Genomic DNA, 25,665 nt, shown 5'->3' with positions numbered 1-25,665 from the left:
TTTGGCGGATTCCGGGCATGGAATGTCGAAACTCATCTGGATTCATACCCCTAGTCGTTGTAACACGGCTCCGGATTGGGGCCCGGAAGGGTCCGGATGGGGGCTAAAATCCCCAAGGTCACGCTGTTGCCGCATTTTCAAACCAGTGACGGTCTATCGCTGACTTATAATACAGAACGGGAACTATAGATCAGAGCGTTGAAAGGAACCTGTTGATCATGTCCAGCACTAAGACAATCGCTGCCGCATCTGCCATTGCTGGCGCGTTCGCCCTGCTTGCCTCCGCGACGATGCCCGCATCGGCGCAGCAGCCGCCACAGGGCTGGTTCAAGGTTTGCTCGAAGCAGGAAGACAATGACATCTGCAACACGCAGAACATCGTCACCGCGGATTCCGGCCAGCTCCTGACTGCCGTCAACCTCATCGAGATCAAAGGCAAGATCAACCGCAAGATCTTCCAGGTGACTGTTCCTATCGGTCGTCTGATTCCTGCCGGTGTCGGCCTCCAGATCGACAACAACAAGCCGGTCAAGCTTGAATACGGCATCTGCTTCCCGGATCGCTGCATTGCCGAAGCTCCGCTGACGGACGATCTCATCAATGCGCTCAAGAAGGGCGGCAAGCTGACCCTGACTTCGGTCAACTATCAGAACAAGCCGAACCCGATTCCGGTTGCACTCACCGGCTTCTCTGGTGCCCTGACCGGTCCGGCTCTCAAGCAGTCGGAACTGGAAGAACGCCAGAAGGAACTTCAGGACGCCGTCCAGAAGCGCCAGAAGGATTTTGAAGCCAAGATGAAGGCTGAACAGGACAAGGCAAAGGGCGCAGCCAACTAAGCTGCTGTCTGTCCGGTATGTTATGAACAAGGGGCGCTTCAAGCGCCCCTTTTGTTTTGAAGCATGACTTTAGAAGAAACGTCTATCCTAGTTCGAATGCTGTGATTTTACGCGATAAGAACCGTTATCCTGTCGATCAAACATCTCCTCGATCTGAGGATGGCGCAAAGGCTCGCCGCTTAGATCAGGCACCAGGTTCTGCTCCGATACATAGGCGACATATTCGGATTCCGCGTTTTCCGCGAGCAGATGGTAAAAAGGCTGGTCGCGATGCGGGCGCGCTTCCTCTGGAATGGACTCGTACCATTCCTCAGTATTCGCAAACTCGGGGTCCACGTCGAAGATAACCCCGCGGAACGGGAACAACCGGTGCCTGACGACCTGACCGATCTGAAATTTCGCGTGCTTTATCTGTGTCATACCCATGCAACACTATGTAGTTCACCGCGTGACAAATTAAAGTCGGCGGCAACCGGCAATTCTGTCTGTTCGATGTCTCGGATGATCTGAAAACGATCTTAGCTGGAGCGCTTTCCGTCGCTTCGTTGTGGAAGGTTCGGCAGTTTCGGAAGAAAATGTGAGAAACCGCTACCGGGACGAAGCCCCTCACGCATGAAGAATGCGCGCAGTGGCGCAAAAGAGCGAAGCATTTCCAATCCGACTCCACGCACGATCTGGGCTGGAAGCATGCCGGAGAGAAGCGAACGATTGAGCGCATCGACCGAACCGGTGCGGGCCAGAATATCCGGACGTCTGGCGCGGTCATAGGCGCGGATGACTCGATCTGAACCCGGATCGACTGGGTCGCTTTCGATAGCCTTGACCAGCGTTTCGACATCGCGTGAACCAAGATTGAGACCTTGTGCGCCAATCGGTGGAAACACATGCGCGGCTTCACCGATCAGAATCGTGCGCTTGGCCGCAAAGACATGGGGCACGAGGCCGGAAAGGGGCCAGGCCTGCGGCTTGATTTCGAGCTTAATCTTGCCCAGCATGGACTGCATCATGTCTTCGATGCGCTGAGCGAGCGTCGTTTCATCAAGCGCGAGAAGCGCTTCGGCGCGACCCGGATTGACCACCCAGACGAGGCTTGAGCGCTTGCCTTTCAACGGCACTTGAGTGAAGGGGCCTTCTTCGGTGTGGAATTCCGTCGAAATATTCTCGTGGTCGACACTATGCGAGAAGGAAAGCACAACGGCTGTCTGCGGATAGCTCCAGCGGCGTGTGCGGATGCCTGCCGCTTCGCGCGCCATGGAATTGCGTCCATCGGCTGCCACGACCAGCCGCGTATGCAACGTGTCACCACCTGAAAGGGTGATGGTCACGTGGTCGCCATTGTGGCGATATTCGATGACGGAGGCATTGATGCGTTGGATATTCGGATTGCGGGAAACGGCCCCAGCCAGCTTCTCGTTCAAAACGGCATTGGGGATATTGTAGCCGAACGCGGTCTCGTCGATTTCACCTGCGCGGAAGGTCACGGCAGGGCTTCTCACGAGCCGTCGCGTCGCGTCGACAATGCGCATGGAGGCGAGGGGGGCTGCTTCCGGCTCGATATCCGACCAGACACCCAGTCCCTCCAGTAATCTGATGGCAGGCATCATGAGTGCGGTGGTGCGGCGGTCGCTCTTGTCTGTCTCCGGTCCCAGCAACACGGTGCGATAGCCTTTTGTGCCAAGCGCCAGCGCTGCCATCATTCCGGCAGGCCCGCTGCCGCTGATGACAATATCAGTGAGAGGCTTGTTCACAACAAGATCGTTCATCGTGTTTCATCCCTGGTCCGACAGCGCAGATCTCGTGACCGTTCGCTATGCATGTCGCATCCATCGATGATTCCAGACGGATGCGTTTGAGCTGCACTTAAACCGAATTGCAGGCAAAAGACCATTCTTCCGTGGGATTATGGCGGATTTGCCTCACGCCTTACTTGCTCTTTTGTGCTTATTCAGGGAAAGCTGCTGCAAGATCATGGCTTTTCCTGGGGGAGAAGCTATTCAACGATCTTGAGAGTTGGGGACGTCAGTTTGTTTGGTGTACGCGTTCCCCGTTTGATGAAATGTACTCGCTGCCTTAGAGCGCCGTGCGTCCTTGCCGACGTACAAAGGCCGCTCTAACTTGTTGAATTAATGCATCGTGCTTTTCAAAAATCGATTCCGATTTTTGAAAAGCACGATGCGGGGAATGTCTTGGGCGGGATATGCGCGGCGACAAACTGAAATGGCGGACGGCGTGAAAACCAAACTGACTGGAAAACTCAAAGCCAAGAAAGTCACCGCGCCGCAAGCCAAGGCGTTTTCGGTTCATCTTCTGACGGCATCGGGATCGTTTCTGGCGTTCCTTTCCATAGTGGCGGCCAGTGACGGGCGCTATACGGCCATGTGGTGGTGGCTGGGACTGGCGCTTTTCGTCGATGGTATCGACGGTCCCATCGCACGCAAGCTCGAAGTCAAATATGTTCTGCCAAACTGGTCTGGCGAACTTCTCGACAACATCATCGATTACGTTACCTATGTTCTGATACCAGCCTTCGCGCTTTATCAGAGCGGATTCATGGGGACGTATCTGTCATTCATCTCCGGCGCGATCATCGTGGTTTCGAGCGCGATTTATTATGCCGACACCGGCATGAAGACGAAGGAGAACTTCTTCAAGGGTTTCCCGGTCGTCTGGAACATGGTGGTCTTTACGCTTTTCATAGTCAGGCCGGGAGAGTGGGTCGCCTTTGCAACGGTTGTCGTGTCGGCAATCCTGTCGTTCCTGCCGATCAACTTCCTGCATCCGGTGCGCGTTGTGCGCCTGCGACCACTTAACCTGACGGTTTTCCTGCTCTGGTGTGCCTTTGGTGCGGCTGCGCTCTATTATACTCTGGACGCGCCGTTGTGGGTCCGCGTCGGCATATCCGTGACGGGCCTCTACATCTACTTCATCGGCGCTGTCATGCAGTTTTTCCCGGGGTTGGGACGAACTGCCACCGTCATCGCGGCTGAGAAAGCCGCTGCCGCAAAGAAGAGTGGAGAAGCATGATGATCAATGCCATTCGCGTCCATCAGACCGGTGGGCCGGAAGTCATGAAGTATGAACAGATGGAGATAGGCGAACCCGGTCCGGGCGAGGCGAAAGTGCGCCACGAAGCCGTCGGTCTGAACTTTATCGACGTCTATTTTCGCACCGGGCTTTACAAGGCGGCCCAGATGCCGTTTACGCCCGGCAATGAAGGTGCTGGCACGGTCATTGCGGTTGGTCCAGGCGTTGAGGATGTTCGTGTCGGCGACCGCGTTGCCTATGTGGCAACGCCGGGCTCCTATGCAGACGAGCGCATTCTCCCAGCCGACCGGCTGGTCAAGGTTCCAGACAATGTTGACCTGAAAACCGCCGCCTCCATGATGTTGAAGGGCATGACGGCGCAATATCTTCTGCGACGTACTTTCAAGGTGGAACCGGGGCAGACGATCCTGTTTCACGCGGCTGCTGGCGGTGTGGGCTTGATTGCCGGACAATGGGCGAAGCACCTTGGCGCCAAGGTCATCGGCACGGCGGGATCGGAAGAAAAGATCGCGTTGGCCAGAAAGCATGGCTACGACCATGTCATCAACTACCGTACCGAGAACTTTGCCGAAAAGGTGAAGGAACTGACCGACGGAGCGGGGGTTGACGTCGTCTATGATTCCGTTGGGCGCGATACCTATATGGGCTCGCTCGATGTGCTGAAGCCGCTTGGCATGTTTGCCTGCTTCGGGCAATCGTCTGGCGTCATTCCGCCGTTCGATCTTGGCATTCTGGCGCAGAAGGGTTCGCTGTTCGCCACACGTCCAACGCTATTCAATTACATCGCCAAGCGGGCGGACCTCGAAAAGACGGCAGCAGAGCTTTTCGATGTGGTCGGAAGCGGAGCCGTCAAGATCGAAATCAACCAGACCTATGCGCTCAAGGATGCGAGCAAGGCGCATGAGGATCTGGAAGCCCGCAAAACGACAGGAACTACCATTCTGCTTCCATAATAAGGCCCAGGATTGCAGCGGTGTGCATATGTCCACCGCTGCTTGCTTTTAGGCTTTTCAAGAGCAGACTTGCTGGATAAGGTCGCAAAAAATACAATTGGGGAACAATGATAGCGCCTTTAACCGACCGGCCTCTTCTGGATGTCCGCCGGCTCACGAAAGTATTTGGTCAGCTGCGGGCCTGCGATGGTGTCGATCTCACCATCGGGGAAGGCGAAATTCACGCGCTTCTGGGTGAAAACGGCGCCGGAAAATCCACCTTTGTGAAAATGCTGTTCGGCGCATTGCAGCCTCTTGAAGGCGAAATTGTCTGGAAGGGGCAGCCGGTCACCATAGACGAACCCGGTGTCGCAAGAAAACTTGGCATCGGCATGGTTTTTCAGCATTTTTCGCTGTTCGACTCGCTTACCGCCGCTGAAAATATCGCCCTGTCGCTCGACCGTTCGCTGCCGCTTTCAGACGTTGCAAAGCGTGCGCGTGAGGTTGGCAAGACGTACGGTCTTCCGGTTGATCCACAAGCCCATGTTGGTGATCTGTCCGTTGGCGAACGCCAGCGTATCGAAATTGTGCGCTGCCTTCTTCAGAAGCCGGATCTTATCATTCTGGATGAGCCGACTTCGGTGCTGACGCCGCAGGAAGCCGACAAGCTGTTTGAAACGCTGGAGCGCCTGAAAGCCGAAGGCAAGTCGATCCTCTACATCAGCCACCGTCTGGAGGAAGTGAAGCGTCTCTGTGACCGCGCAACCGTATTGCGGCATGGCAAGGTCGTTGCGCATTGCGATCCACGCAAGGAGACCGCTGCGTCGCTTGCCCGTATGATGGTCGGTAATGATATCAATGTCGTGGCACGCAGCCCCATCGTGGCAGTAAATGCCGGTAAAGATGCGCTTTTTGAAATCAGGTCACTGTCGCAACCGCCACGTGGACCATTTTCGACGGCATTGAGGGATATTTCCCTTTCGGTTGCCGCTGGCGAGGTCGTTGGCATCGCCGGTGTTGCAGGCAACGGGCAGGGTGAATTCTTCGAAGCCGTTTCCGGGGAAGTACTGCAGTCAAATCCATCGAATGTCCGTATTCGCGGAAAGGATGCAGGCAAGGCCGGTATCAGTGAAAGGCGCATGATGGGCGCGGCCTTCGTGCCGGAGGAGCGGCTTGGTCACGGTGCCGTTCCGACCATGACGCTGACCGACAACCTGTTCTTGTCTCGGTACAAGACCGATGCAAAAATGTTTCTGCGAGGCGGCAAGATGAAGCTGATCGCTGAGAGTGCCCTTCGGTCGGCCGCAAAACGCATTATTGAACGGATGGATGTGCGCAAGAGCGCTGAAAATCCGCCTGCCTCTGCCCTTTCCGGCGGAAACCTGCAGAAATTCATCATCGGGCGTGAGCTTGATCGCTCACCATCGGTCATGGTTGTGAACCAGCCGACATGGGGCGTCGATGCCGGTGCCGCAGCACATATCCGGCAGGCGCTCGTCGATCTTGCACGTTCCGGTTCCGCAGTTCTCGTCATCAGCCAGGATCTTGATGAGCTTCTTGAAATCAGTGACCGCATTGCCGTGATGAATCATGGCCAGCTTTCCGATCCTCTGCCGATTGCCGATGTAACGCTGGAAAAGATCGGCCTTCTGATGGGCGGTATCTCCGGAGAGGCGGGAGCTGCATGATGCGGATCGAACTCGTCAAACGCCCGCAGCCGTCAAGACTTTTCAGTGCCTTGTCACCATTGCTTGCACTGTCGCTGACACTGATCTTCGGCGGACTTGCCTTTGCGCTGATGGGCAAAGACCCATTGCATGCGCTTTATGTCTTCTTTGTCGAACCGTTATTCGACATCTGGTCATGGCATGAATTGCTCGTGAAGGCTGCACCGCTGATCCTGATCGCGGTGGGTCTCTGCGTCTGTTTTCTATCCAATAACTGGAATATCGGTGCCGAGGGACAGTTTATCGCCGGTGCCATAGCGGGATCGGTCCTGCCCGTCATGTTTCCCGACCTGCAGTCATGGGTGGTTCTGCCGTTGATGATGCTGATGGGGATGGCGGGTGGCGCGGCTTATGCATCCATTCCGGCATTGCTGAAAGTGCGCTTCAATACCAATGAAATCCTGACCAGCCTCATGCTTGTCTATGTCGCGCAGCTGTTCCTCGACTGGCTGGTGCGTGGGCCTTGGCGCAACCCAGAAGGATATAATTTTCCGGAAACCCGTCAGTTCAGCGATAGCGCCATTCTGCCGGAAATCTGGAGTGCATCCGGTCGTGCGCATTGGGGCTTTATTTTCGCGCTCGTTGCAGCGGTCTTCGTCTGGTTTCTGCTCAAGCACACGCTGAAGGGCTTTGAGGTCAAGGTTATCGGCCAAAGTCCGAGGGCAGGGCGTTTTGCGGGTTTCAGTGCAGGCAAGATGGTGTTCTTCGTCTTTGCGGTTTCGGGTGCTCTTGCCGGTCTCGCGGGCATCGCGGAAACATCCGGTGCCATTGGCCAGCTTCGTCCGGTCATATCTCCGGGCTACGGTTTTACGGCGATCATTGTCGCGTTTCTGGGGCGCCTCAATCCGCTGGGAGCAATAGCAGCCGGTCTGGTACTGGCGCTTTCCTATCTTGGCGGCGAAGCTGCACAGGTTGCTATCGGCATCTCCGAAAAATCTGCGCGCGTGTTTCAGGGCATGATCCTGTTCTTCGTTCTCGCTTGCGATACACTCATCCTTTATCGCATTCGCTTCATATCCGGTCGCCAAGCGGGAAAGGCCTGATCTCATGGATTTGACGCAGGCTATTCTTCTCACGATTGCAACGGCAGCGACGCCGCTCCTGATCGCCGCCATCGGCGAGCTTGTCGTAGAACGCTCCGGCGTGCTCAATCTCGGTGTCGAAGGCATGATGCTGATGGGGGCCGTGTCCGGCTTCGCCATTGCGCAGATGACCGGCTCGGCCTGGCTGGGCTTGTTTGCCGCTGTCTTGGTCGGTGCGCTTTTCTCCGCCGTTTTTGGCTTTCTGACGCTCATACTCGTCACCAATCAGGTGGCAACCGGGCTGGCACTGACGATCCTTGGCGTTGGAGCATCGGCCTTGCTCGGCGAAAGCTTTGTCGGGCTTCCCGGCGTCCGGCTTGAAGCAATCCATATTCCCTACCTCACCGATCTGCCGCTTGTCGGGCGGTTCCTCTTCGGTCAGGACCCGATCTTCTATATGTCTATCCTGCTGGTTGTCGGTGTGGCATGGTTTCTGTTCCGCACGCGAGCGGGGCTTACATTGCGCGCCATCGGCGACAGCCATGGCTCGGCCCATGCACTCGGCGTGCATGTGGTGCGCACGCGCTATCTGGCGGTTCTGTTCGGCGGTGCTTGCGCCGGTCTTGCGGGCGCGCAATTGTCGCTCGTCTATGTACCGCAATGGGTGGAGAACATGACAGCCGGGCGCGGCTGGATCGCTCTTGCTCTTGTCGTTTTCGCTTCGTGGCGACCATGGCGGGTATTGATCGGTGCTTACTTGTTTGGCGCCGTGACCATCGGCCAGCTTCACGCGCAGGCGCTCGGCTTTGGCTTGCCGTCGCAGTTTCTGTCTGCGCTGCCTTATCTTGCGACGGTTGTGGTGCTGGTCATCATCTCGCGCAACAAGCGCCTGACGATGATGAATACGCCGGCTTCGCTCGGCAAGCCGTTTGTTCCTGACCGGTAGCACGAACGGCTGAGGGGTAGACGTAAACCGTCCCAAGGGTTTTCGTTTTGGTTAGTGGGTAAAAACAAGGAGTGCAGGGAACATGAAAAAGACGCTTATGGCCATGGCCACTGCGGCCAGCTTTATGCTTGGCGGCGCAGCGCATGCAGAAGATAAACTCAAGATCGGTTTCATCTATATCGGACCTCCGGGTGATTTCGGCTGGACCTATCAGCATGATCAGGCCCGCAAGGAGCTTGTCGAGGCGCTTGGCGACAAGATTGAAACCACATTTCTGGAAAGTGTTCCGGAAGGCGCCGATGCCGAACGTTCCATCGAACGTCTGGCGCGTGCTGGCAACAAGCTGATCTTCACGACGTCGTTCGGCTATATGGACCCGACCCTCAAGGTCGCCAAGAAGTTCCCGGACGTGAAGTTTGAACACGCAACCGGCTACAAGACCGCCGACAACATGTCCGCCTACAATGCGCGCTTCTACGAAGGCCGTTATGTGCAGGGCGTGATCGCTGCCAAGATGTCGACAAAGGGCGTTGCCGGTTACATCGCATCCGTGCCGGTTCCTGAAGTCGTGCAGGGCATCAACGCATTCATGCTCGGCGCGCAGTCGGTCAACCCGGACTTCAAGGTCAAGGTGATCTGGGCTAACTCCTGGTTCGATCCGGGTAAGGAAGCCGATGCGGCCAAGGCTCTGATCGATCAGGGCGTGGACATCATCACCCAGCATACCGATTCTACTGCTGCCATTCAGGTGGCTCATGATCGCGGGATCAAGGCTTTCGGTCAGGCTTCGGACATGATCAAGTTCGCGCCCGACACGCAGCTCACCGCTGTCGTGGACGAATGGGGCCCGTATTATATCGATCGCGCGAAGGCTGTTCTGGACGGTACGTGGAAAAGCCAGAACATCTGGTGGGGTATGAAGGAAGGCCTCGTGAAGATGGCGCCTTATACCAACATGCCTGACGACGTGAAGAAACTGGCCGAGGAAACCGAAGCCAAGATCAAGTCGGGCGAGCTGAAGCCGTTCACTGGCCCGATCAAGAAGCAGGACGGCTCCGTCTGGCTGAAAGAAGGCGAACAGGCTGACGACAAGACCCTGCTGGGCCTCAATTTCTACGTCGCTGGCGTGGACGACAAGCTGCCACAGTAAGTTTCTCCAGACTGAAACAGAAAAGGGCGCTCAAAGCGCCCTTTTTATTTTCTCACAATGGATTGTATCCGCCTGTTAAAGCGATAGCTTAAGTCCTTCGTGACTATCCGTGAAGCCGAGCGACTGATAGAAACGCAGCGCGTCGGAACGCGATTTATCCGTCGTCAGTTGTACGAGACCGCAGCCGCGCTCACGGCACTGCTCGATTGCCCACCCGATCATCTGGCGGCCTATTCCACCGCCACGAATTTGGCTTGCAATCCGCACGCTTTCGATCTGTCCTCGCCACATGCCCATTCGCGACAGGCCGGGTATGAAGCTGATCTGCATGCAGCCGATGATCTCGCCATCATGTTCAACGACAGCCAGAAGCTGATTGGGATCAGCATCAATTGCTGCAAAGGCGTTGCGGTAGGAATCCTGCAAGGGGAGACTCGCATCTTCGCGCTGCGCACCCAATGCGTCATCGGCGAGCATGGAGACAATTGCCGCCACGTCAGCCGCGGCGGCTTTTCTGATCGCTATGGCAGCTTCCGCCGCCATCAGACCGCCATGCCATGCAGATCGTAAGCGTCGCTCGCTTCGATCTTCACCGTCACGATGTCGCCGACGCGAAGCGGACGGCGTGACTGGATGTGAACGCTGCCGTCGATTTCCGGAGCGTCGTAGCGCGTACGGCCCTTGGCAATCGTACCGTTTGCCTCATCGATGATGACAGGCAGGCGCTTCCCGACCTTCTTCTTGAGGAGATTGGTCGAAATCTGCTGCTGCTTGGCCATGAAACGATGCCAGCGCGCTTCCTTGATTTCTTCCGGGACCTGCTCAAGGCCGAGATCATTAGCCTTCGCGCCCTTCACCGGTTCATATTTGAAACAGCCGGCGCGCTCGATCTTGGCTTCGTCGAGCCAGTCGAGAAGCATCTGGAAATCTTCTTCCGTTTCGCCGGGATAGCCTACGATAAAGGTGGAACGCACGGCCAGATCCGGGCAGGTCTCACGCCAGGCCTGAATGCGGCGCGAGGTCTTTTCCTGATGTGCCGGACGGCGCATGTTCTTCAGAACCGCCGGTGAGGCATGCTGGAAAGGAATATCCAGATAAGGCAGAATCTTGCCTTCCGCCATCAGCGGAATGACTTCATCGACATGCGGGTAGGGGTATACATAGTGCATACGCACCCACACGCCCATGTCACCCAGTTCGCGCGAGAGATCGAGGAACTTGGTGCGAACCGTGCGGTCCTGCCACATGGCTTCCTGATATTTGATGTCGAGGCCGTAGGCGCTCGTATCCTGCGAGATGACGAGGATTTCCTTCACGCCTGCATTGACCAGTTTTTCCGCTTCACGCAGCACCTGATCGATCGGGCGCGATACCAGATCGCCACGTAGTGCTGGAATGATGCAGAAGGAGCAGCGGTTTGAACAGCCTTCGGAAATTTTCAGATAGGCGTAGTGGCGCGGGGTGAGCTTCACGCCCTGCGGCGGCACCAGATCGACAAACGGATCGTGCGCGGGAGGGGCGGCTTCGTGCACCGCGCTCATCACGCTTTCATAGGCCTGCGGACCGGTGATAGCCAGCACGTTCGGATGGCGCTCACGAATGACATCGGGTTTTGCGCCGAGGCAGCCGGTCACGATGACCTTCCCGTTCTCGTTGAGAGCAAGGCCAATGGCATCCAGCGATTCATCACGTGCGGAATCAAGAAAGCCGCAGGTATTGACGATGACCAGATCGGCACCGTCATGTTTGCGGGAGATTTCATAGCCCTCGGAGCGAAGGCTGGTGATGATACGTTCGGAATCGACAAGCGCCTTCGGGCAGCCAAGAGAAACAAAACTGACGCGCGGTGCGCTCATTGGGAGAACCTTGCAAAATATCGGAAATTGGGCGCGCAATATCACGATAAAGGGGCAACGGTAAAGTTGAGATGATAAAAAAAGCCGGAGCGCAAGGCCCCGGCTTCTGTTTACTTGGTGGGTTTGGCTTACTCAGCCTGATCGGCCGGAGCCGCGTTGAGCTGGCCATAACGTTCTTCGCCGATCTTGGCGAGGAGGTCGAGCTGGGTTTCGAGGAAGTCGATATGACCTTCCTCATCCGCCAGAAGCTCATCGAAAAGCTGCTTGGAAACATAGTCACCGAGTTCGTCGCAGATTTCGCGGGACTTCTTGTAGGAAGCGCGTGCGTCGTATTCGCCTGCAAGGTCGGCTTCCAGAACTTCCTTGACGTTCTGGCCGATGCGCAGCGGAGCCACGGTCTGCAGGTTCGGGTGACCTTCGAGGAAGATAATGCGATCAATCAGCTTGTCTGCGTGATGCATTTCTTCGATGGATTCTTCACGTTCCTTCTTGGCAAGACGCGTGAAGCCCCAGTCGTTGAGGAGGCGGTAGTGAAGCCAGTACTGGTTTACAGCGCCAAGCTCGAGGAACAATGCCTCGTTAAGCCGCTCGATGACCTTTGGTTCGCCTTTCATTCCATGAACTCCCGAATTTGTCGCGTAGAGAACGTACACGATCCATGAACTGGACCACGTTTTCGTCCATTTGGTTGTGACGAAGATGATACTCTTCAGTCACCCTTATGATCGTTTCCACGACGTTTGGGAAGCAGCCACAGCAACGGCCGCTCTTGGACATGACATTATAGACGGTACCGGGAACGATAAGTTGCCAGCAATCCTGATCGAGAAGCTCGATAACTACAGCTTCAATGTCTTTATCGGTAATAACGTTGCAGCTGCAGACTAGCATGAGGAACTATCTCCCATGCCTGCAAAGCAGAAATCGGACGCCAAAAGCGTCGACTGGAGAGACTTTACCGGCTCACTCTTTACTTCAACTGGGTTGCTGACCTGAAAAACTGGCAGCTTTATTTCACTCGTGGCGCAAGGCCGAACTGAACCGGTCAATGGTTCCTCCAACTGCAAGGGTTAAAGGCCCGAACATTAAAGGCATTACTTAAGTGGTGTTTATAAAACCCACCAAATTAAGTCAGGTTATGGCCGGTAGGGCTCCGTTCTGTCAATTTTTATGTTTTTGAAATGTTCTAAAAATCAATAAGTTAGAATCATTCTAAATATGAGTTAACTACCCATCTTTAAACGATAATTGTTATTTTATTGTCGTCATGGCAGCGTTCGAATGACGCTGACATGACAATGTGCGCTATTTCGCCGCACCTTGTGGATAGGCGTTTCTCCTAGGCCTCAGGAGCCGAGAACGGAGCTGAAGCCTTCGAACTGCGGAGGTCCGAGATAGAGCGGCTTGTTGTCTCCGGCATTGCGATGCGCATCGCGAAACTGTTCGGACTTGGTCCAGGCGACGAAATCATCGCGATTGCGCCAGACCGTGTGCGAGGCATAAAGCGTGTAGCCTTCCTCCTCGTTGGTCGCGCCGCGCAGGAGGTGGAAGCTTTCGAAGCCGGGAAGTTCGGACAATTTGGAGTCTCGGTTTTTCCACACGGTTTCGAAGTCGGCTTCGCTGCCGACGCGAACCTTGAAGCGATTCATGGCTATGAACATTGCTGATCCTTTTCCATCAGGTTTGGGATTGGCTACTTTATATAACTTTTGGCGAGTGCAGCGGTAGGGGCCGCACCCGCCGCGTCACATCTCGGGATCAGAAGGCCGCCGCGGTCAGGTTGGTCGGTCTTCGAAGATGCGACGATCGTGAATGAGAGGCGAGCACGCCTCTCAAAGTTTTAGAACTGGAACTGTGTGGAGACGAGGAATGTGCGTCCGCGACCAGAACCATAGGTGCTGAGAGCAGGGGTGTATTCCTTGTCGGTGATGTTCAGCACCTGAAGCGAAAGATCGACCGTGTCGGTAAACTTGTACTTCGCGAAGACGTCGACCAGCGTGTAGGGATCACTGTTATCTCCGTCGAGCGTCTTTCCGCTGGAAACATGCTGGACACGCAGACCGCTTTCGAGCTTGCGTTCAAAGAAGCGCGCACCGGCTGTAACCGTTACAACGTCTTCGGGCAGATATTGATTTGCACCCATGCCGGCTGTCTGTTCAGGCAATTCAGAGGTGGAATGCGTGTAAGCAATGCCACCGAAGGCGAAGCCCGCATCATAACGCGCGTCGAGTTCGAAGCCCTTGACGGTGGAAGTGCCGTCTACGTTGATGAACTGGCTGTAGTCGGATGCAGCCGTTATGTAGTCCTCAACGCGCATCGTGTAGTAATTGGCCTTGAGGCGCAGACCGTCTTCGGCGGTCAGGATGCCATCGCGGGCGATATTGACACCGAATTCCCAGCCGCGCTGCTTTTCAGGGCGAAGATTGGGGTTGCCGTGCATCATGCCCGTTCCGGCATGCGCCACGCCACCGAGGAATGTTTCCTGCAGGCTCGGCGAACGCATGGAATGCGCATAGGTGATGTAAGGCTGCAGCCAGTCGGTCAGGTTATAGGCAACGGTGACCTTGGGGCTGAATTCGCCATCGCTGTTAGAAATCGAGCTGTCTTCGCTTTCGAGCTTGAAATAATCGTAACGCAGGCCGGTAACGACTTGCAGGGCCTGATAATTCCAGGTCGCTTCCGAGAAAACCGCGCCGCGATTGGATGTGGCATCCGTCGGATTGACGCCCGTTTGGGTGCCGCCAGCGGTATCGCGGTTGATTTCAAAACCGTTCTTCCACGCGACCGCCACTTCGCCAAAGGTGAAGCGTGACGTGTTCGAGGCTGTCATGCCGGTGGTTTCGGTTGAAACCTGCCGTCCCACGAAGCTGCCATTACCGTCTTCCCAGTTCTGCAATGTGCTGTTGTGGTAGAGGTTGACGTCGAGGCCGATGAGATCGTTGTCCGACGGATTGTAGTTATACTGTGCGAAGAACGTGCGGTTCTGCAGGAACATATCGTAGATCGTATAGGTCCCCGGACGGTAGCCGTTCGCATATGTTCCGTAGTGGTTGTTGTAAAGCACACCGCCGAGCGTCAGCTTCTGGTCTTCGCCAAGGCCGAACTCGGCCTTGAACAGGCCGGAAGTCAGTTCCTCACCGGTCTTCTCGACGGTCACGCCGTCGCCGTTCTTGTAATCGTTGGAATCGTGACGGCTGATGGCCGCAACAATGCCGATGGAATTGACGCGGGCAGCACCTGCCAGCATTTCGGAGAAGCCGGTTCCATTGCTACCCCAGGAAGCGCGGCCGAGGACACCCTTGTCCTTGCCATCCAGAATGACATCATCAACGCCGAGCGTGCGGAAATTGACACTGCCGGCAAGGCCGGTTCCGCCTTCGGTCGTCACGGCGCCGCGCGCCACATCGATTTCTGACAGCAGATTCGGGTCGATATAGGCATAGCCCTGCGCATCGTGGGCGGTGTTGCGATAGTTCTGCGGTACGCCGTCGATCATCATATTGACGCGACCGGAGCCTTCGAAACCACGAATATTGACCGCGACGCCTGGATTGGAAGCGTTTTGCAGGGTGAACACGCCTGCCGTGCCACGCAACACGTCATCGAGCTTCGCGCCACCGAAACGATTGATCTCTTCGCGGTCGACCCTACCGACTGGTGCCGCCACGGACGTCGGCGCCTGCGCGTCTGTCGCCCGGCGAATGGTGATCGTCTTCAACGCAACACCAGCTTCTTCTTCAGAGGCTTTCTGTTCCTGCGCAAAGGCTTGTGACGTCATCGCCACCAGAATGACAGCAAGCCCCGTGCTCGCCAGAATTGATCGTTTGTGAACCCCACCAGTCGCCCGCATTTCCAATGTTTCCTTCATGACCCAGACGCGCTTCGTCGACCCGACGGGTGACGAAGAAACTAAAAAATTCAATTGTTTATGACTTCCCCCTCAAGAGAAGGCCGCGTGCTGGCTGGGAAGACGATTTCTTCCGGGCTTGCGCTGAAAAAAGCGAGATTTAAACTTGACTCGATTATTCCAGTAATGCAGTGATTAATAAACATGACTGTTGATGTCAACAAAACAAATTTGCTGTCATCACCGTGTGGAAAGTCGATGCTGAGGCGAGAAAATGAACAGGCGAATCCATATCGACATGCAGGTGCGGTTACCGCGCGGACCCGTTTCCGACAGAACTGCAAATCGCATTCCTGAAAGCCAGCTCAGCGGCGATTCAACCGGGTCTGTCCCGGCTCGGATAAAACCTCGCTTCGGCGAGAGTGCACTTGAGCCGCAACTGAAAACCTATGGCAGTCGCGAACTCTTCGACGGCTCCCGGGAAGTGGGCATAGAGCACGGCGGCTCGCTCTATCGCCTCAAGATCACCCGCCAAGGCAAGCTCATCCTAAACAAGTAGGCAACCATCAGATGACGACTCAATCCAAGCCCTCCCCAGAGCAGATTCTCAAGGCACGGGCTGATAATCCGAAAATGCGTGAACGCGATTTTGCGCAGAGCCTCGGTATATCAGAAGCCGATTTCGTAGCAGCGCATTGCGGACAAGATGCAACGGCACCGATTTCGGCGCGGCGTGTTCGCGCCGATGTCGAAACGCTGTTGAATCGGATTGGGGCCGTCGGCGAAATCATGGCGCTGACGCGCAATGAGAGTGTTGTCCACGAGAAGATCGGGCCTTTTGAAAAGACGATCTGGGGGCCGCATGCTTCGCTGGCACTCGGCAAGGAGATCGATCTTCGTATTTTCCCGAAGCATTGGGTTCACGGTTTCGCGGTTTCCAAGCAGGATGGCGAAGCAACGCGTCGCAGCCTGCAGTTCTTCGACGCCACGGGCGAGGCGGTCTTCAAGATTCATCTGCGTCCGGCTTCCAATGTTGAAGCCTACGAAGCGCTCGTCAGCGATTTGCTGCTGGACGATCAGTCTCCAGTCATTGAAACCAGCGCGCTTGCGCCAAAGGGGCCGAAGGCCGACATATCGCTTCTCGATATCGACGCATTCCGTGAACGTTGGGGCGCTCTCACCGATGTGCACCAGTTCGTCGGCCTGTTGAAGGATTTCGGCGTGGATCGCCATCAGGCCGTGCATCTTGCCGGTCATGATTTTGCCTGGCGTGTCGATACGTCGTCGGTCGAGGCTATGATGAACCATGCGGTGCAGGAAAAGCTGCCGATCATGTGCTTTGTCGGCAGCCGTGGCTGCATTCAGATTCATACGGGTCCGATCCTCGAGATCAAGATGATGGGCCCGTGGCTTAACGTACTGGACCCGACGTTCCATATGCACCTGCGCGTCGATCACATTGCCGATGTATGGGTGGTGCGCAAGCCTACGAAGGATGGTCATGTGACATCGCTGGAAGCCTATGATGCCAATGGCGAACTGATTGTGCAGTTCTTCGGCGAGCGTCATGAAGGCGAAGCGGAGCTGGCCGACTGGCGCATGATCGCGGAAAATCTTCCGCGTCTGCCGCAGTCGTCTGCTGCGTGAGGTGACGGCAATGTCGTTCATTTCCTCGCGCTTCCGGCGCGGAGCTGCTCTGGCTGCCGTGGCACTATCGCTGGCGGCTGGTAGTGCTGCACGTGCCGAGACTGTCGATCATTTCAGCGACACGTCGCGCATTGTTTCCGTCGGCGGCTCGCTGACGGAAATTGTCTACGCTCTCGGTGCGGAAAAAATGCTCGCCGCGCGTGACCAGACGAGTATCTATCCCGATGCAGTAAAGAAGTTGCCGGATATCGGCTATATGCGCCAGCTTGCACCCGAAGGCGTGCTCTCGGTCAATCCGACCGGCATTCTGCTCCTTGAGGGCAGCGGTCCGCAGGACACACTGGATGTTTTGAAAAAAGCATCGGTGCCGATGATCGTCGTGCCAGAAACTTATACCGGTGAAAGCGTTGTCAAGAAAATCGAGATCGTGGGCAAAGCTCTCGGTCTGGAAGACAAGGCCAAGACGCTTGCTGCCGAAGTCTCGCGCGATATAGAAGCGGCTGAAAAGGCCGCGTCCGGCCACAGTTCACGCAAGCGTGTTCTATTTATACTGTCGGCTCCCGGCGGGCGTATGATGGCATCGGGTACAGGTACGGCGGCTAACGGCATGATTGAGCTTGCCGGCGGCAAAAACGTCATCACCGAGTATCACGGATATAAGCAGTTGACCGACGAAGCTGTCGAGAAAGCCGCGCCCGACATGATCCTGATGATGGATACGGGTTCGGACGGAATGACGCCGGAATCACTGTTGAAAAATCCCGTTATTGCGGCGACACCGGCGGGCCGCGACAAGAATGTCGTATCGATGGAAGCAACCTATCTGTTGGGATTTGGGCCGCGGACCGGCGCTGCCATTCGTGACCTGTCAGCAAAACTCTACGGCACTCCCGCAGCGCAGTAACATGATTGGGCTTGCGCGTTTGAAGAACATGCAAGCCTGATTGCAAGGAATATTCGAAATGACCAGCCAAGGTCGCGTAGCGCGCGAACAGCGCTTTGCAGCGCGTCATTCAGATAATGAAGTCACTACCTCTGACGGTGACGTCACAGGAGACCGCGCGGCACGTGCGCGGCTCACCATCATATTGCTCGCCGTTGCTTTATGCATCGCGGCACTGTTCAGCCTGACAGCAGGCGCTTCGGATGCGTCCGTGCTTTCGGTTCTGCGCGCTCTGACCTCCTCCGGCGCAGCCGAAGGCGCGGATGCATTTCGTCGCGATCATCTGATCATCATGGAGATCCGCTTGCCGCGTATCGTCATGGGCATGTTGATCGGGGCTGGGCTCGCCGTTTCCGGGGCTGTGATGCAGGGCCTGTTTCGCAATCCGCTGGCTGATCCGGCGCTTGTCGGTGTGTCAGCCGGTGCCGGCCTTGGTGCAGTATCGATGATCGTTCTGGGCGGCACTTTTCTCGCGCCCGTTATTGCGATCCTCGGTGTCTATGCATTGCCTCTGGCTGCATTTCTGGGCGGTCTTGCCAGCACTTTGCTGCTCTACCGTGTTGCGACGCGTCGCGGGCGCACTTCTGTTGCAACCATGCTGCTCGCAGGTATTGCACTTGGTGCCCTGGCGGGCGCTGCTACCGGCGCGCTCATCTACCTGGCCGATGACCGGCAGTTGCGGGACCTGACATTCTGGGGTCTCGGTTCGCTCGCTGGTTCTACCTGGGCAAAGATTGGCGCTGCGGGGCCGGTCATCGCCATCATTCTGGTGGTTTCACCTTTGCTCGCGCGCGGTCTCAATGCACTGGCTCTGGGCGAGGCTGCCGCTGGCCATCTTGGCATTCAGGTGCAGCGCATCAAGAACATCGCCATCGTCACGGTGGCTGCTGCTACCGGTGCAACGGTGGCCGTTGCAGGCGGGATCGGCTTTATCGGCATTGTTGTACCGCATATGTTGCGCCTCAGCATTGGGCCGGACCATCGTTATCTCCTGCCAGCGTCGGCTCTTTTGGGTGCTACGCTTCTGCTTCTGGCGGATGCGGTAAGCCGCACGATTGTTGCTCCGGCAGAATTGCCGATCGGCATCATCACCGCGCTTTTCGGCGCGCCGTTCTTCCTCTGGATATTGCTGCGCCAGCGCGGCCTGCTTGATCTGTGAGGCTATCATGATTGAAACAAAGGCATTGGGCGTAAGCCTGTCGGGCAAGACCATCATCAGCGATATCGCCTTTTCGGCTAAGCCGGGCGAGGTGACCGCAATCGTCGGGCCGAATGGTTCCGGCAAGACCACGCTGTTGCGCGCACTTTCCGGCGATATCACTTACAAAGGAACCGCCTATCTGGATGGCCAGTCCTTCGCTGAAATCAAGCCGTGGCAGATGGCGGCGCGCCGGGCAGTGCTTCCGCAGGCAAGCGCCTTGTCTTTTCCCTTCACGGTTCGCGAGATCGTAAAGATCGGGCTTACCGGCGGCTATAGCGGCGTTTCTCGTGATGAAGAAAAGCGCTTGCCCGATCTCGCCCTGCAAAGGGTTGATCTCGCTGGCTTCGGTGGTCGGCTCTATCAGGAACTTTCCGGCGGAGAACAACAGCGGGTACAGCTTGCCCGCGTTCTGTGCCAGGTCTGGAAACCGGTCGTGGACGGCAAGCCGCGGTATCTCTTTCTGGATGAGCCGATTTCGAGCCTCGATATCCGACACCAGATCGTCGTGATGGAGATTGCGAAGGATTTCGCGGCGGCAGGCGGCGGGGTGATCGCTATCCTGCATGATCTAAACCTGACTGCCATGTTCGCCGACCGTATTGCAGTCATGAACAGGGGCAAGCTCGATGTGATCGGCACACCGCGCGAAGCACTGACCGACGAACGGCTCGAACGTGTCTATGAATGCACGTTGCGGGTAGGGGTTCCGCCGGAAAAGGGTGTCCCTTTCGTATTGCCGCAGTCTGCCTATCGCTCTGCCGCAGAATAAAAAAGGTCCGGCATCAAGCCGGACCTTTTCATTTCAAACTTTGCGTTGAACCGTCAGCTCGCGACGCGCTCTTCTTCCATTTCATCGAGACCAAGCAGGTGCCGCACATTCGGGCGCGCCTTGACGAGGTCTGCAATGCTGTACTTCATCAGTACGCCGAAGAAGGCATTGAGCGCTTCGCGCAACGCGGAATTGAGCGCGCAACTGTCGACCAGCGGGCATTCGGTAGCGTCATTTTCAAAGCACTCGGCCATGGCGAAGTTTTCTTCGGTTACACGCACAACATCGAACAGCGAAATGTCCGGTGCCGCACGTCCAAGGCGCACGCCGCCATTGCGGCCACGTACAGTTTCCACCAGCCCATGCTCCACGAGCGGTTGAAGAATCTTGAACAAAAACAGTTCAGAAACGCCGTAGGCGCGCGCAATTTCCGGAATGCGGCTGAGCTTGCCGTCGTTGGCGGCGCAGTACATGAGCATACGAACGGCATAATTCGTCTGGCGGGTAAGACGCATCACTGTTCCTTTCAGCACGTCTCGGAGCGATTACATGCCTCGATGCCGAGGACGCGATGCTCCAATCCTTGAGTTCGCAATTCCAAACCGAAAACGGTTTATCCCTGTTTTGGAACTGCTCCAAAATTCTGGTCTTCTCGCATTTGCGATCCGGAAAGGTTCAAGGCTCGATCGGATCATGCGTTAAAGCGGGTATCGGTTTCTTAACCCACTTTAGAATCATTCTTAAAATATATGAAGTCTTTTCTCACCTTTAAAGGGGAAAAGTTGTTACCCGTATCAATTAACTGCGAGTTCCTCCCAGGCCCGCTGCAAAAAACCATTTCGGCCTACTGACAGACGTCTATCCACTCGGCACTGACCAGTTCAGCCATTTTGTGCGGAGTGATGCGCACGGCGCTATTGGTAGCTCCGGCGGCGGGTACGACTTCCTCGAAGCTCTTCAGCGATATATCGCAGTAAACGGGCAGGGCGCTGGGAAGACCGAACGGACATACGCCTCCAACCGGGTGGCTGGTTTCAGCGAGAACGGTTTCAGCATCCAGCATGCGTGGCTTAGTTCCGAACTGATCTTTGAACTTGCGATTATCGATACGCGCATCGCCACGAGTGACGATGAGAATGGTCTGCTCCTTGGCCGAAAACGAAAGCGTCTTGGCAATCTGCCCCGGTTCCACACCATGCGCTTCCGCGGCGAGAACAACGGTGGCTGTGCTCGTCGGCAATTCGATCACTTCGATTTCCGGCGCTTTGGCCGCAAAAAATGCCTTTACGGAATCCAGACTCATAGCTTCCCATCTTCTTATTTTGATTATTATACTCATGTTTAAGCCGCAATATGGCAAAGGACAAGTCCGGTCGCTTCCTTGCGGCGTTTTGACAATGAATTTCTATCAGATCGAAGTCTCGATCTGCAACAATGCAGAAAGACGATGGGCGAAAGGCAGACGAGGTGGAGGGCTCATAACACGGCAGCCTTTGGCCGCGTGTTATGAGCAGGTTTTGAGGCTGGCTTCAGAGATCGACCGGACGGCCTGAGGCTTCTTCCTCCAGGGTTACCGCCACATCGGCATTGGCAGAAAGTCTCACCTTGTCGCCTTCGACGTCGGCAACAAAACCGAGTTCGATATAATGATGGTGGTCGCTGTGAAGGCCGGAATTATCGGTCTTTTTCAGCTTGATGCGGTTACCTTCAATGTGGTCGACTGTGCCAACATGCACGCCATCGGCGCCGATGACTTCCATGTCTTCCTGGATTTTGTGTTGCATGGGGATTCCTCCGTGTTGAATCCTGCCGATATGGCAATCTGCGATAGGGACTGCGTGAAAGAACTTAGCGCGCAATCAACCGCTGGCCATGGCTGCAACATTGAAAGTTGAAGTGTTGAGGCTGGATTGAGTTCTTGTGGGCGGGATCTGTGACTGTTTTCTGTCTCTCATGTTCAGAATGCTGGCAAATGGAACAGTGCACGTTGACGCCACAAGAAAAACTGCTAAGAAGTCACTCGCTGAGCGATTGGGCGCAAATCGATAGCTTGCTTCGGTTTGCAGCTTTTCTGGATTTGAGAAAAGCATAATAAATCAATCGCCTGGAGGGGTGGCCGAGCGGTTTAAGGCACCGGTCTTGAAAACCGGCGTGCAGGAGACTGTACCGTGGGTTCGAATCCCACCCCCTCCGCCATTTCATTGGATCTTATGATTTTTACTGCAGTTATGGACGCAAAGCACTGATGCGCTGGCTGCGCCTTCGCGCCAACATTTCTTACATCCTCTCAGTATTCTTTTCGCCTTTAGCGATAATGGGAATTTCCCGCCCATGCGATCCTGAATCGGTTTGTGAACCATGCACCCGCAGAAAGACCTGCCTTGGATAGACTATGGTAGGCATTGGCCTCGGCCAAATATATAACGTTGGATTTAGCGAACCTTGTGCACGCACCTCCTAAACAGCTCACAATGTTCCATTGGTATTAATTCCAATAAATATCATGAACATTATCACTATGACGACCGCAAATAATGCAAGGGATTGAATAACAGAGAAAGTGTCAATTTCCATATTCATTAATCCTAAAATATAATATAAATAAACTATATCACATTCGTGAGTATTGATCCAGAAAATGATTCGTTTAATTGAAATTAGATCAAATGTGATGAATATTAGTATTCAATGTCTTTAAAAATACTGGAGTAAATAGGTTATATTGCCTTCAGGACTTGATCCGAGATTGACAATGTTTTCAAAAGCAAACGTGTCAATCGTATTTCCTGTATGTTGGCCGCCCGCACAGGCATTGCTTGCTTCCCCCATAAAGCGCACGTAAGAACCACCTAGAGCATTTCCTGTTTTGATTGAATCATTGGAAATGCTCTATCTGTTTGTTTTTGTGCATGTCTTTATCCCGAAACCGGTTCCCACTTTCGGGAGACATGCTCTAGTGGATTGAATTTGACGTTTGATACCCATCCGATATAAATCTCGTTTTAAGCGTCAAATTAAAAAAACCCATTAGATTCATAAATTTACTAGTGGTTTGGCCAGTTGCTGGCTGGTGCAGGCTAAGGATAAACTCCGTCCTTCTTGAACAGAATTTTCAGGGTTGGTTTGTGGATATGAAGACAAGCAAGCACGTGTTCCTGATGGTGATACCCTCACTGTTGTTTGTTTTTGTAATTGGTTTTTCTTTCATGTTGTCGCAGAAGAGCGTGGCATCCCTCGTTTCGGCGGATGGTCAGCTCTCATGTACTGATGAACAGTTCAATGCGTATAACAAGCACATGCTTCAGGCAGGCGAGATGACCATCTCCAGGCAACCGGATTCGGGTACGTTTCTTCAGCAGCGAAAGATGATTGATGCATTTGAAAAGCTGACGTTACCAAAGTACAAGACGATCATCGCCGCAGCTCACGTCGAAACTGCACAAGTCTATACGACGGCCTGCGCGAAGGAGAAGTGCACGATGGACGAGATGGCAAAGCCTGAGCAGGCATGCCTGACCGAGCACTGGAATGATTGTCCATATCTCGCGATGCAGTTCAGAGAGAAAAGATACTGCTTTCTAAAGCCCGCACGTGAATGATACGGGCTTTATAATATTTAGGATGCTTCTTCTTCGATCGCATTCTGCGCGACCTGCTCGATGCCGCCATTGAAGCGTTCTGCTGCAAGCAGCCCGAGCCAGACGGCGATCAGGCAAAGCACAACCGAAAAGCCGATATTGAACAGGGCTTTGCCGGGTTGGCCAGCGCGTAGAAGATCCATCGTTTGCAGGCTGAACGACGAGAACGTGGTGAAGCCGCCGCACACGCCGACCATAAAGGCGATGCGCCAGATCTCGGGCAGGGGGAAGCGGCCCTGTTCCAGCGTCAGTGCGCCGAAGAACGAAATTGCAAAAGAGCCGACAATATTGATGACGATGGTGCCCCAGGGAAGTTCGCGGCTGACCGGCAGCATCAACAGGGCCAGCCAGTATCGCGCGACGCTTCCGATCGCTCCGCCGAGCGCCACCATGAGGGTTGCTTGCATTGTTCTGTGTCCATTTCAATAATGGATAGAGATTTAGTCAGTGACTTCTGAAAGTTTGATAGAATATCTCTCTTCGAGAGGTCGCTCGACGCACTCTTCTCCTGTTTCAATTCAAGCAGGAGTCATCAGCCAATTGCTGGCAGTTTCGGGAGAACCCCATTCCCATCATATGTGGCGAAAGCCATCATTGATTATACTGAGAAACGGGGTTGTCCGTCAATCTGATGGGCGCGAATACCGCGCCCATCCCGATCACAAACCGGTAATCAGTTGAGCGCGCCGCTCTTTCGGCGTCCCAGCCGCCGCTTCACCGCGTCGCTTGCCCGATAGATGAATGAGGCGGGTGCAGGCAAAGTGCGTCGCATGAAGGCGACCTTTCGCAGATAATTGTCGATTTTCCAGGTCGCCCATGTGCCGCCCCGAAAATAGGCGACATCGCCAGCCCGCAAGGTGCGTGTGCCGCCGTCCGTGTCGGTGATATGTACTTCGCCTTCCAGAATATAGACGGTTTCATCCCAGCCGAAATACCAGCGGAACGTGCCTGCGGTGCAATCCCATATGGCCGTATAGGCAGCTCGATCGCCGCTTGCCGATTGTTCACTCGAACGTGCCTGCGGATTGCCGTCCAATACCCACTCGGGATTGATCGGAGCCGGTTTCAGCTCCATTTCCATCGCGTTGTCCGAGACCACGGCTGGGCCCCTTGGGGCGACGAAGGCTCTCGGCATTGTGCGCGTTACAGCGAGAACGGCACTTGCAAGCATGAATTTCCAAGCCATGATTTCCCCCGATTGGCTGCCATCTTTCCTGATAGCGGCTAATCGTCAGAAATACGTTAAAACGGACTGGGAGAGTTTGAAACGCTACCGGAATTTACTCCGGCAGCGAAACTCAAGCGGCGACTATGCCGTCGCGGCGGGCAGGCAGCTCAAATAGCCGGGCGCCGTTGTCGGTTCCCTTCTCCTCATAGCCGATGATCTTGAACCATTTCACGATGTCGGAACGGTCGAGCCAGCTTCGCGAATGGACAGGCAGATCGCCTGCCAAAGCTTGAATCTGCCGGATATGCTGCTTGCAGAAGCGCACCGTATTTCGGTTGAAGAATTCTTCCTTCGCTGCAAAGAGCGTATCTGTCGCGCCATCGACCTCGTGCCAGGCAATGATTGCGACCACTTTGCCGTCTTGCAGCAAAGCATGCGCGCGACCTTCCCGAAGGTTCATCATCAGGTTGTCATAGGCTGTTTTGGTATCCTTGCCAGCGGCGATATATTCAATTGCCATCCGCCTCGAAAGGTCGTGAAAAACGCTTTCAAGATCACCGACAGTCGCTGTGCGTGCCTTCATTTTTCTGACCTCCCTTCGTTTCGCTCCCGTCGCGTGAAAACCGCGACAGCATCATAATGGCCACTTCCGGCCATCGCTTTCAACGTGAAAAGCTGCCGCCGGTTCCGATCTGGTGAGCCATATTCTGCCGTGATGTCAGTGCCGGGCCGCCAGGAAGGGCAATATCCGGCAAGCTTGTTTTGTATTCACGTGATTGTGAAAGAAGCGCATGGAGTGGCATCACCGGCCCGGATTTTCGTCGTTCTTCAGGCCTTTCCGGATTGCGCTAAGGCTCTAGTTTTATAGAGAACTCCGGTTGGTTATGCACAACTAGGGTACAAGTTATTTGAACTATTCTGGAGGTATGTGTATCCAG

27 protein-coding genes, 1 tRNA gene and 1 riboswitch are annotated in these 25,665 nt (G+C 55.2%); of the genes, 14 read left to right on the top strand and 14 right to left on the bottom strand.

Annotated features, from left to right (window positions below):
* Positions 1 to 218: 218 nt before the first annotated feature.
* Positions 219 to 836 carry an invasion associated locus B family protein gene (locus tag F9K94_RS15115; protein ID WP_010658835.1) on the top strand — a complete coding sequence of 206 codons (618 nt, stop codon included), beginning with the start codon at positions 219 to 221 and terminating at the stop codon, positions 834 to 836.
* 87 nt (positions 837 to 923) lie between these two features.
* Here the strand turns inward: F9K94_RS15115 and hspQ are convergent, their stop codons facing one another.
* Positions 924 to 1,262, bottom strand: a complete 339-nt coding sequence (hspQ, locus tag F9K94_RS15110; RefSeq protein ID WP_061345372.1) for a heat shock protein HspQ — start codon at positions 1,260 to 1,262, stop codon at positions 924 to 926.
* 92 nt (positions 1,263 to 1,354) lie between these two features.
* Positions 1,355 to 2,599, bottom strand: coding sequence for a UbiH/UbiF family hydroxylase (locus tag F9K94_RS15105; RefSeq protein ID WP_061345371.1), 1,245 nt, complete (start codon positions 2,597 to 2,599; stop codon positions 1,355 to 1,357).
* 454 nt (positions 2,600 to 3,053) lie between these two features.
* Between F9K94_RS15105 and pcsA the strand changes: the two genes are divergently transcribed.
* The 6 genes from pcsA (at position 3,054) to F9K94_RS15075 (ending at position 9,658) form a co-directional block, all read left to right on the top strand.
* Positions 3,054 to 3,860, top strand: a complete 807-nt coding sequence (pcsA, locus tag F9K94_RS15100; protein WP_061345370.1) for a phosphatidylcholine synthase — start codon at positions 3,054 to 3,056, stop codon at positions 3,858 to 3,860.
* On the top strand, positions 3,860 to 4,834 hold the full coding sequence (locus F9K94_RS15095) for a quinone oxidoreductase family protein (protein WP_151647674.1): 975 nt from the start codon (positions 3,860 to 3,862) through the stop codon (positions 4,832 to 4,834). Before pcsA ends, F9K94_RS15095 begins: the two co-directional genes overlap by 1 nt.
* A 107-nt stretch (positions 4,835 to 4,941) precedes the next feature.
* Positions 4,942 to 6,501 carry an ABC transporter ATP-binding protein gene (locus F9K94_RS15090; protein WP_151646601.1) on the top strand — a complete coding sequence of 520 codons (1,560 nt, stop codon included), beginning with the start codon at positions 4,942 to 4,944 and terminating at the stop codon, positions 6,499 to 6,501.
* Complete coding sequence (locus F9K94_RS15085) at positions 6,501 to 7,583, top strand: ABC transporter permease (RefSeq protein WP_061345402.1); 1,083 nt, start codon at positions 6,501 to 6,503, stop codon at positions 7,581 to 7,583. Before F9K94_RS15090 ends, F9K94_RS15085 begins: the two co-directional genes overlap by 1 nt.
* A gap of 4 nt (positions 7,584 to 7,587) precedes the next feature.
* A complete protein-coding gene (locus F9K94_RS15080; RefSeq protein ID WP_151646599.1) occupies positions 7,588 to 8,508 on the top strand; it encodes an ABC transporter permease in 921 nt (306 codons plus the stop codon).
* An 82-nt stretch (positions 8,509 to 8,590) separates the two neighbouring features.
* Positions 8,591 to 9,658, top strand: a complete 1,068-nt coding sequence (locus F9K94_RS15075; protein WP_061345366.1) for a BMP family ABC transporter substrate-binding protein — start codon at positions 8,591 to 8,593, stop codon at positions 9,656 to 9,658.
* A 75-nt stretch (positions 9,659 to 9,733) separates the two neighbouring features.
* On the opposite strand, the gene F9K94_RS15070 is transcribed toward F9K94_RS15075, so the two are convergent.
* The 6 genes from F9K94_RS15070 to F9K94_RS15045 form a co-directional block, all read right to left on the bottom strand.
* Positions 9,734 to 10,201, bottom strand: coding sequence for a GNAT family N-acetyltransferase (locus tag F9K94_RS15070; RefSeq protein WP_151646597.1), 468 nt, complete (start codon positions 10,199 to 10,201; stop codon positions 9,734 to 9,736).
* Entirely contained in the window at positions 10,201 to 11,514 is a 1,314-nt protein-coding gene (gene rimO, locus F9K94_RS15065; RefSeq protein ID WP_151646595.1) for a 30S ribosomal protein S12 methylthiotransferase RimO, read from the bottom strand. The genes F9K94_RS15070 and rimO overlap by 1 nt, the downstream gene beginning before the upstream one ends.
* A 128-nt stretch (positions 11,515 to 11,642) precedes the next feature.
* Positions 11,643 to 12,128 (bottom strand): bacterioferritin, encoded by a 486-nt coding sequence (gene bfr / locus F9K94_RS15060; RefSeq protein WP_010658824.1) that lies wholly within the window; start codon positions 12,126 to 12,128, stop codon positions 11,643 to 11,645.
* Positions 12,094 to 12,405, bottom strand: a complete 312-nt coding sequence (locus tag F9K94_RS15055) for a (2Fe-2S)-binding protein (protein ID WP_151557908.1) — start codon at positions 12,403 to 12,405, stop codon at positions 12,094 to 12,096. The genes bfr and F9K94_RS15055 overlap by 35 nt, the downstream gene beginning before the upstream one ends.
* A 455-nt stretch (positions 12,406 to 12,860) precedes the next feature.
* Positions 12,861 to 13,175, bottom strand: a complete 315-nt coding sequence (locus F9K94_RS15050) for an antibiotic biosynthesis monooxygenase family protein (protein ID WP_151646593.1) — start codon at positions 13,173 to 13,175, stop codon at positions 12,861 to 12,863.
* 179 nt (positions 13,176 to 13,354) lie between these two features.
* A complete protein-coding gene (locus F9K94_RS15045) occupies positions 13,355 to 15,382 on the bottom strand; it encodes a TonB-dependent receptor domain-containing protein (protein ID WP_061345401.1) in 2,028 nt (675 codons plus the stop codon).
* A 253-nt stretch (positions 15,383 to 15,635) separates the two neighbouring features.
* On the opposite strand from F9K94_RS15045, the gene hemP reads away from it, so the two are divergent.
* The 5 genes from hemP to F9K94_RS15020 are packed head-to-tail and all read left to right on the top strand — an operon-like array spanning position 15,636 to position 19,921.
* Positions 15,636 to 15,920: a hemin uptake protein HemP gene (hemP, locus tag F9K94_RS15040; RefSeq protein WP_061345361.1), complete on the top strand. Its 285-nt coding sequence runs from the start codon at positions 15,636 to 15,638 to the stop codon at positions 15,918 to 15,920.
* 11 nt (positions 15,921 to 15,931) lie between these two features.
* A complete protein-coding gene (locus F9K94_RS15035) occupies positions 15,932 to 17,008 on the top strand; it encodes a hemin-degrading factor (protein ID WP_061345360.1) in 1,077 nt (358 codons plus the stop codon).
* A gap of 10 nt (positions 17,009 to 17,018) precedes the next feature.
* Positions 17,019 to 17,912, top strand: coding sequence for a heme/hemin ABC transporter substrate-binding protein (locus F9K94_RS15030; RefSeq protein ID WP_151646591.1), 894 nt, complete (start codon positions 17,019 to 17,021; stop codon positions 17,910 to 17,912).
* 58 nt (positions 17,913 to 17,970) lie between these two features.
* Positions 17,971 to 19,110 (top strand): FecCD family ABC transporter permease, encoded by a 1,140-nt coding sequence (locus tag F9K94_RS15025; RefSeq protein WP_061345358.1) that lies wholly within the window; start codon positions 17,971 to 17,973, stop codon positions 19,108 to 19,110.
* Positions 19,111 to 19,117: 7 nt separating this feature from the next.
* Positions 19,118 to 19,921 (top strand): heme ABC transporter ATP-binding protein, encoded by an 804-nt coding sequence (locus tag F9K94_RS15020; RefSeq protein ID WP_151646589.1) that lies wholly within the window; start codon positions 19,118 to 19,120, stop codon positions 19,919 to 19,921.
* Between the two features lie 53 nt (positions 19,922 to 19,974).
* On the opposite strand, the gene rirA is transcribed toward F9K94_RS15020, so the two are convergent.
* From rirA to F9K94_RS15005, 3 genes are all read right to left on the bottom strand, one after another.
* Positions 19,975 to 20,436: an iron-responsive transcriptional regulator RirA gene (rirA, locus tag F9K94_RS15015; protein ID WP_151646587.1), complete on the bottom strand. Its 462-nt coding sequence runs from the start codon at positions 20,434 to 20,436 to the stop codon at positions 19,975 to 19,977.
* Between the two features lie 329 nt (positions 20,437 to 20,765).
* Positions 20,766 to 21,224: a YbaK/EbsC family protein gene (locus F9K94_RS15010; protein ID WP_151646585.1), complete on the bottom strand. Its 459-nt coding sequence runs from the start codon at positions 21,222 to 21,224 to the stop codon at positions 20,766 to 20,768.
* 226 nt (positions 21,225 to 21,450) lie between these two features.
* On the bottom strand, positions 21,451 to 21,705 hold the full coding sequence (locus tag F9K94_RS15005; RefSeq protein WP_151557894.1) for a DUF2171 domain-containing protein: 255 nt from the start codon (positions 21,703 to 21,705) through the stop codon (positions 21,451 to 21,453).
* Between the two features lie 322 nt (positions 21,706 to 22,027).
* On the opposite strand from F9K94_RS15005, the gene F9K94_RS15000 reads away from it, so the two are divergent.
* Together F9K94_RS15000 and F9K94_RS14995 are read left to right on the top strand one after the other, a co-directional pair.
* A tRNA-Ser gene (locus tag F9K94_RS15000) sits at positions 22,028 to 22,117 on the top strand.
* A 929-nt stretch (positions 22,118 to 23,046) separates the two neighbouring features.
* On the top strand, positions 23,047 to 23,520 hold the full coding sequence (locus F9K94_RS14995; protein WP_151646583.1) for a hypothetical protein: 474 nt from the start codon (positions 23,047 to 23,049) through the stop codon (positions 23,518 to 23,520).
* A gap of 17 nt (positions 23,521 to 23,537) precedes the next feature.
* Here F9K94_RS14995 and crcB read toward each other — a convergent pair whose 3' ends face one another.
* The 3 genes from crcB to F9K94_RS14980 all read right to left on the bottom strand — a co-directional run bounded on the left by crcB (position 23,538) and on the right by F9K94_RS14980 (position 25,310).
* Positions 23,538 to 23,966, bottom strand: coding sequence for a fluoride efflux transporter CrcB (gene crcB / locus F9K94_RS14990; RefSeq protein ID WP_151556864.1), 429 nt, complete (start codon positions 23,964 to 23,966; stop codon positions 23,538 to 23,540).
* Between the two features lie 109 nt (positions 23,967 to 24,075).
* Positions 24,076 to 24,139, bottom strand: a riboswitch (Fluoride riboswitch).
* Positions 24,140 to 24,232: 93 nt separating this feature from the next.
* Positions 24,233 to 24,745 (bottom strand): cupin domain-containing protein, encoded by a 513-nt coding sequence (locus F9K94_RS14985; RefSeq protein WP_151646581.1) that lies wholly within the window; start codon positions 24,743 to 24,745, stop codon positions 24,233 to 24,235.
* A 112-nt stretch (positions 24,746 to 24,857) separates the two neighbouring features.
* Positions 24,858 to 25,310, bottom strand: coding sequence for a hypothetical protein (locus F9K94_RS14980; protein ID WP_151646579.1), 453 nt, complete (start codon positions 25,308 to 25,310; stop codon positions 24,858 to 24,860).
* Between the last annotated feature and the right edge of the window lie 355 nt (positions 25,311 to 25,665).

Origin of the sequence: Brucella tritici, from assembly GCF_008932285.1 — a bacterium.
GTDB lineage: Bacteria > Pseudomonadota > Alphaproteobacteria > Rhizobiales > Rhizobiaceae > Brucella > Brucella tritici.
This window is presented reverse-complemented; position numbering and strand designations above follow the sequence as displayed.

Coding starts and splice junctions, on each gene's coding strand:
- F9K94_RS15115 (WP_010658835.1), top strand. CDS start 219: ATGTCCAGCACTAAGACAATCGCTGCCGCATCTGCCATTGCTGGCGCG.
- hspQ (WP_061345372.1), bottom strand. CDS start 1,262: ATGGGTATGACACAGATAAAGCACGCGAAATTTCAGATCGGTCAGGTC.
- F9K94_RS15105 (WP_061345371.1), bottom strand. CDS start 2,599: ATGAACGATCTTGTTGTGAACAAGCCTCTCACTGATATTGTCATCAGC.
- pcsA (WP_061345370.1), top strand. CDS start 3,054: ATGGCGGACGGCGTGAAAACCAAACTGACTGGAAAACTCAAAGCCAAG.
- F9K94_RS15095 (WP_151647674.1), top strand. CDS start 3,860: ATGATCAATGCCATTCGCGTCCATCAGACCGGTGGGCCGGAAGTCATG.
- F9K94_RS15090 (WP_151646601.1), top strand. CDS start 4,942: ATGATAGCGCCTTTAACCGACCGGCCTCTTCTGGATGTCCGCCGGCTC.
- F9K94_RS15085 (WP_061345402.1), top strand. CDS start 6,501: ATGCGGATCGAACTCGTCAAACGCCCGCAGCCGTCAAGACTTTTCAGT.
- F9K94_RS15080 (WP_151646599.1), top strand. CDS start 7,588: ATGGATTTGACGCAGGCTATTCTTCTCACGATTGCAACGGCAGCGACG.
- F9K94_RS15075 (WP_061345366.1), top strand. CDS start 8,591: ATGAAAAAGACGCTTATGGCCATGGCCACTGCGGCCAGCTTTATGCTT.
- F9K94_RS15070 (WP_151646597.1), bottom strand. CDS start 10,201: ATGGCGGCGGAAGCTGCCATAGCGATCAGAAAAGCCGCCGCGGCTGAC.
- rimO (WP_151646595.1), bottom strand. CDS start 11,514: ATGAGCGCACCGCGCGTCAGTTTTGTTTCTCTTGGCTGCCCGAAGGCG.
- bfr (WP_010658824.1), bottom strand. CDS start 12,128: ATGAAAGGCGAACCAAAGGTCATCGAGCGGCTTAACGAGGCATTGTTC.
- F9K94_RS15055 (WP_151557908.1), bottom strand. CDS start 12,405: ATGCTAGTCTGCAGCTGCAACGTTATTACCGATAAAGACATTGAAGCT.
- F9K94_RS15050 (WP_151646593.1), bottom strand. CDS start 13,175: ATGTTCATAGCCATGAATCGCTTCAAGGTTCGCGTCGGCAGCGAAGCC.
- F9K94_RS15045 (WP_061345401.1), bottom strand. CDS start 15,382: ATGAAGGAAACATTGGAAATGCGGGCGACTGGTGGGGTTCACAAACGA.
- hemP (WP_061345361.1), top strand. CDS start 15,636: ATGAACAGGCGAATCCATATCGACATGCAGGTGCGGTTACCGCGCGGA.
- F9K94_RS15035 (WP_061345360.1), top strand. CDS start 15,932: ATGACGACTCAATCCAAGCCCTCCCCAGAGCAGATTCTCAAGGCACGG.
- F9K94_RS15030 (WP_151646591.1), top strand. CDS start 17,019: ATGTCGTTCATTTCCTCGCGCTTCCGGCGCGGAGCTGCTCTGGCTGCC.
- F9K94_RS15025 (WP_061345358.1), top strand. CDS start 17,971: ATGACCAGCCAAGGTCGCGTAGCGCGCGAACAGCGCTTTGCAGCGCGT.
- F9K94_RS15020 (WP_151646589.1), top strand. CDS start 19,118: ATGATTGAAACAAAGGCATTGGGCGTAAGCCTGTCGGGCAAGACCATC.
- rirA (WP_151646587.1), bottom strand. CDS start 20,436: ATGCGTCTTACCCGCCAGACGAATTATGCCGTTCGTATGCTCATGTAC.
- F9K94_RS15010 (WP_151646585.1), bottom strand. CDS start 21,224: ATGAGTCTGGATTCCGTAAAGGCATTTTTTGCGGCCAAAGCGCCGGAA.
- F9K94_RS15005 (WP_151557894.1), bottom strand. CDS start 21,705: ATGCAACACAAAATCCAGGAAGACATGGAAGTCATCGGCGCCGATGGC.
- crcB (WP_151556864.1), bottom strand. CDS start 23,966: ATGCAAGCAACCCTCATGGTGGCGCTCGGCGGAGCGATCGGAAGCGTC.
- F9K94_RS14985 (WP_151646581.1), bottom strand. CDS start 24,745: ATGGCTTGGAAATTCATGCTTGCAAGTGCCGTTCTCGCTGTAACGCGC.
- F9K94_RS14980 (WP_151646579.1), bottom strand. CDS start 25,310: ATGAAGGCACGCACAGCGACTGTCGGTGATCTTGAAAGCGTTTTTCAC.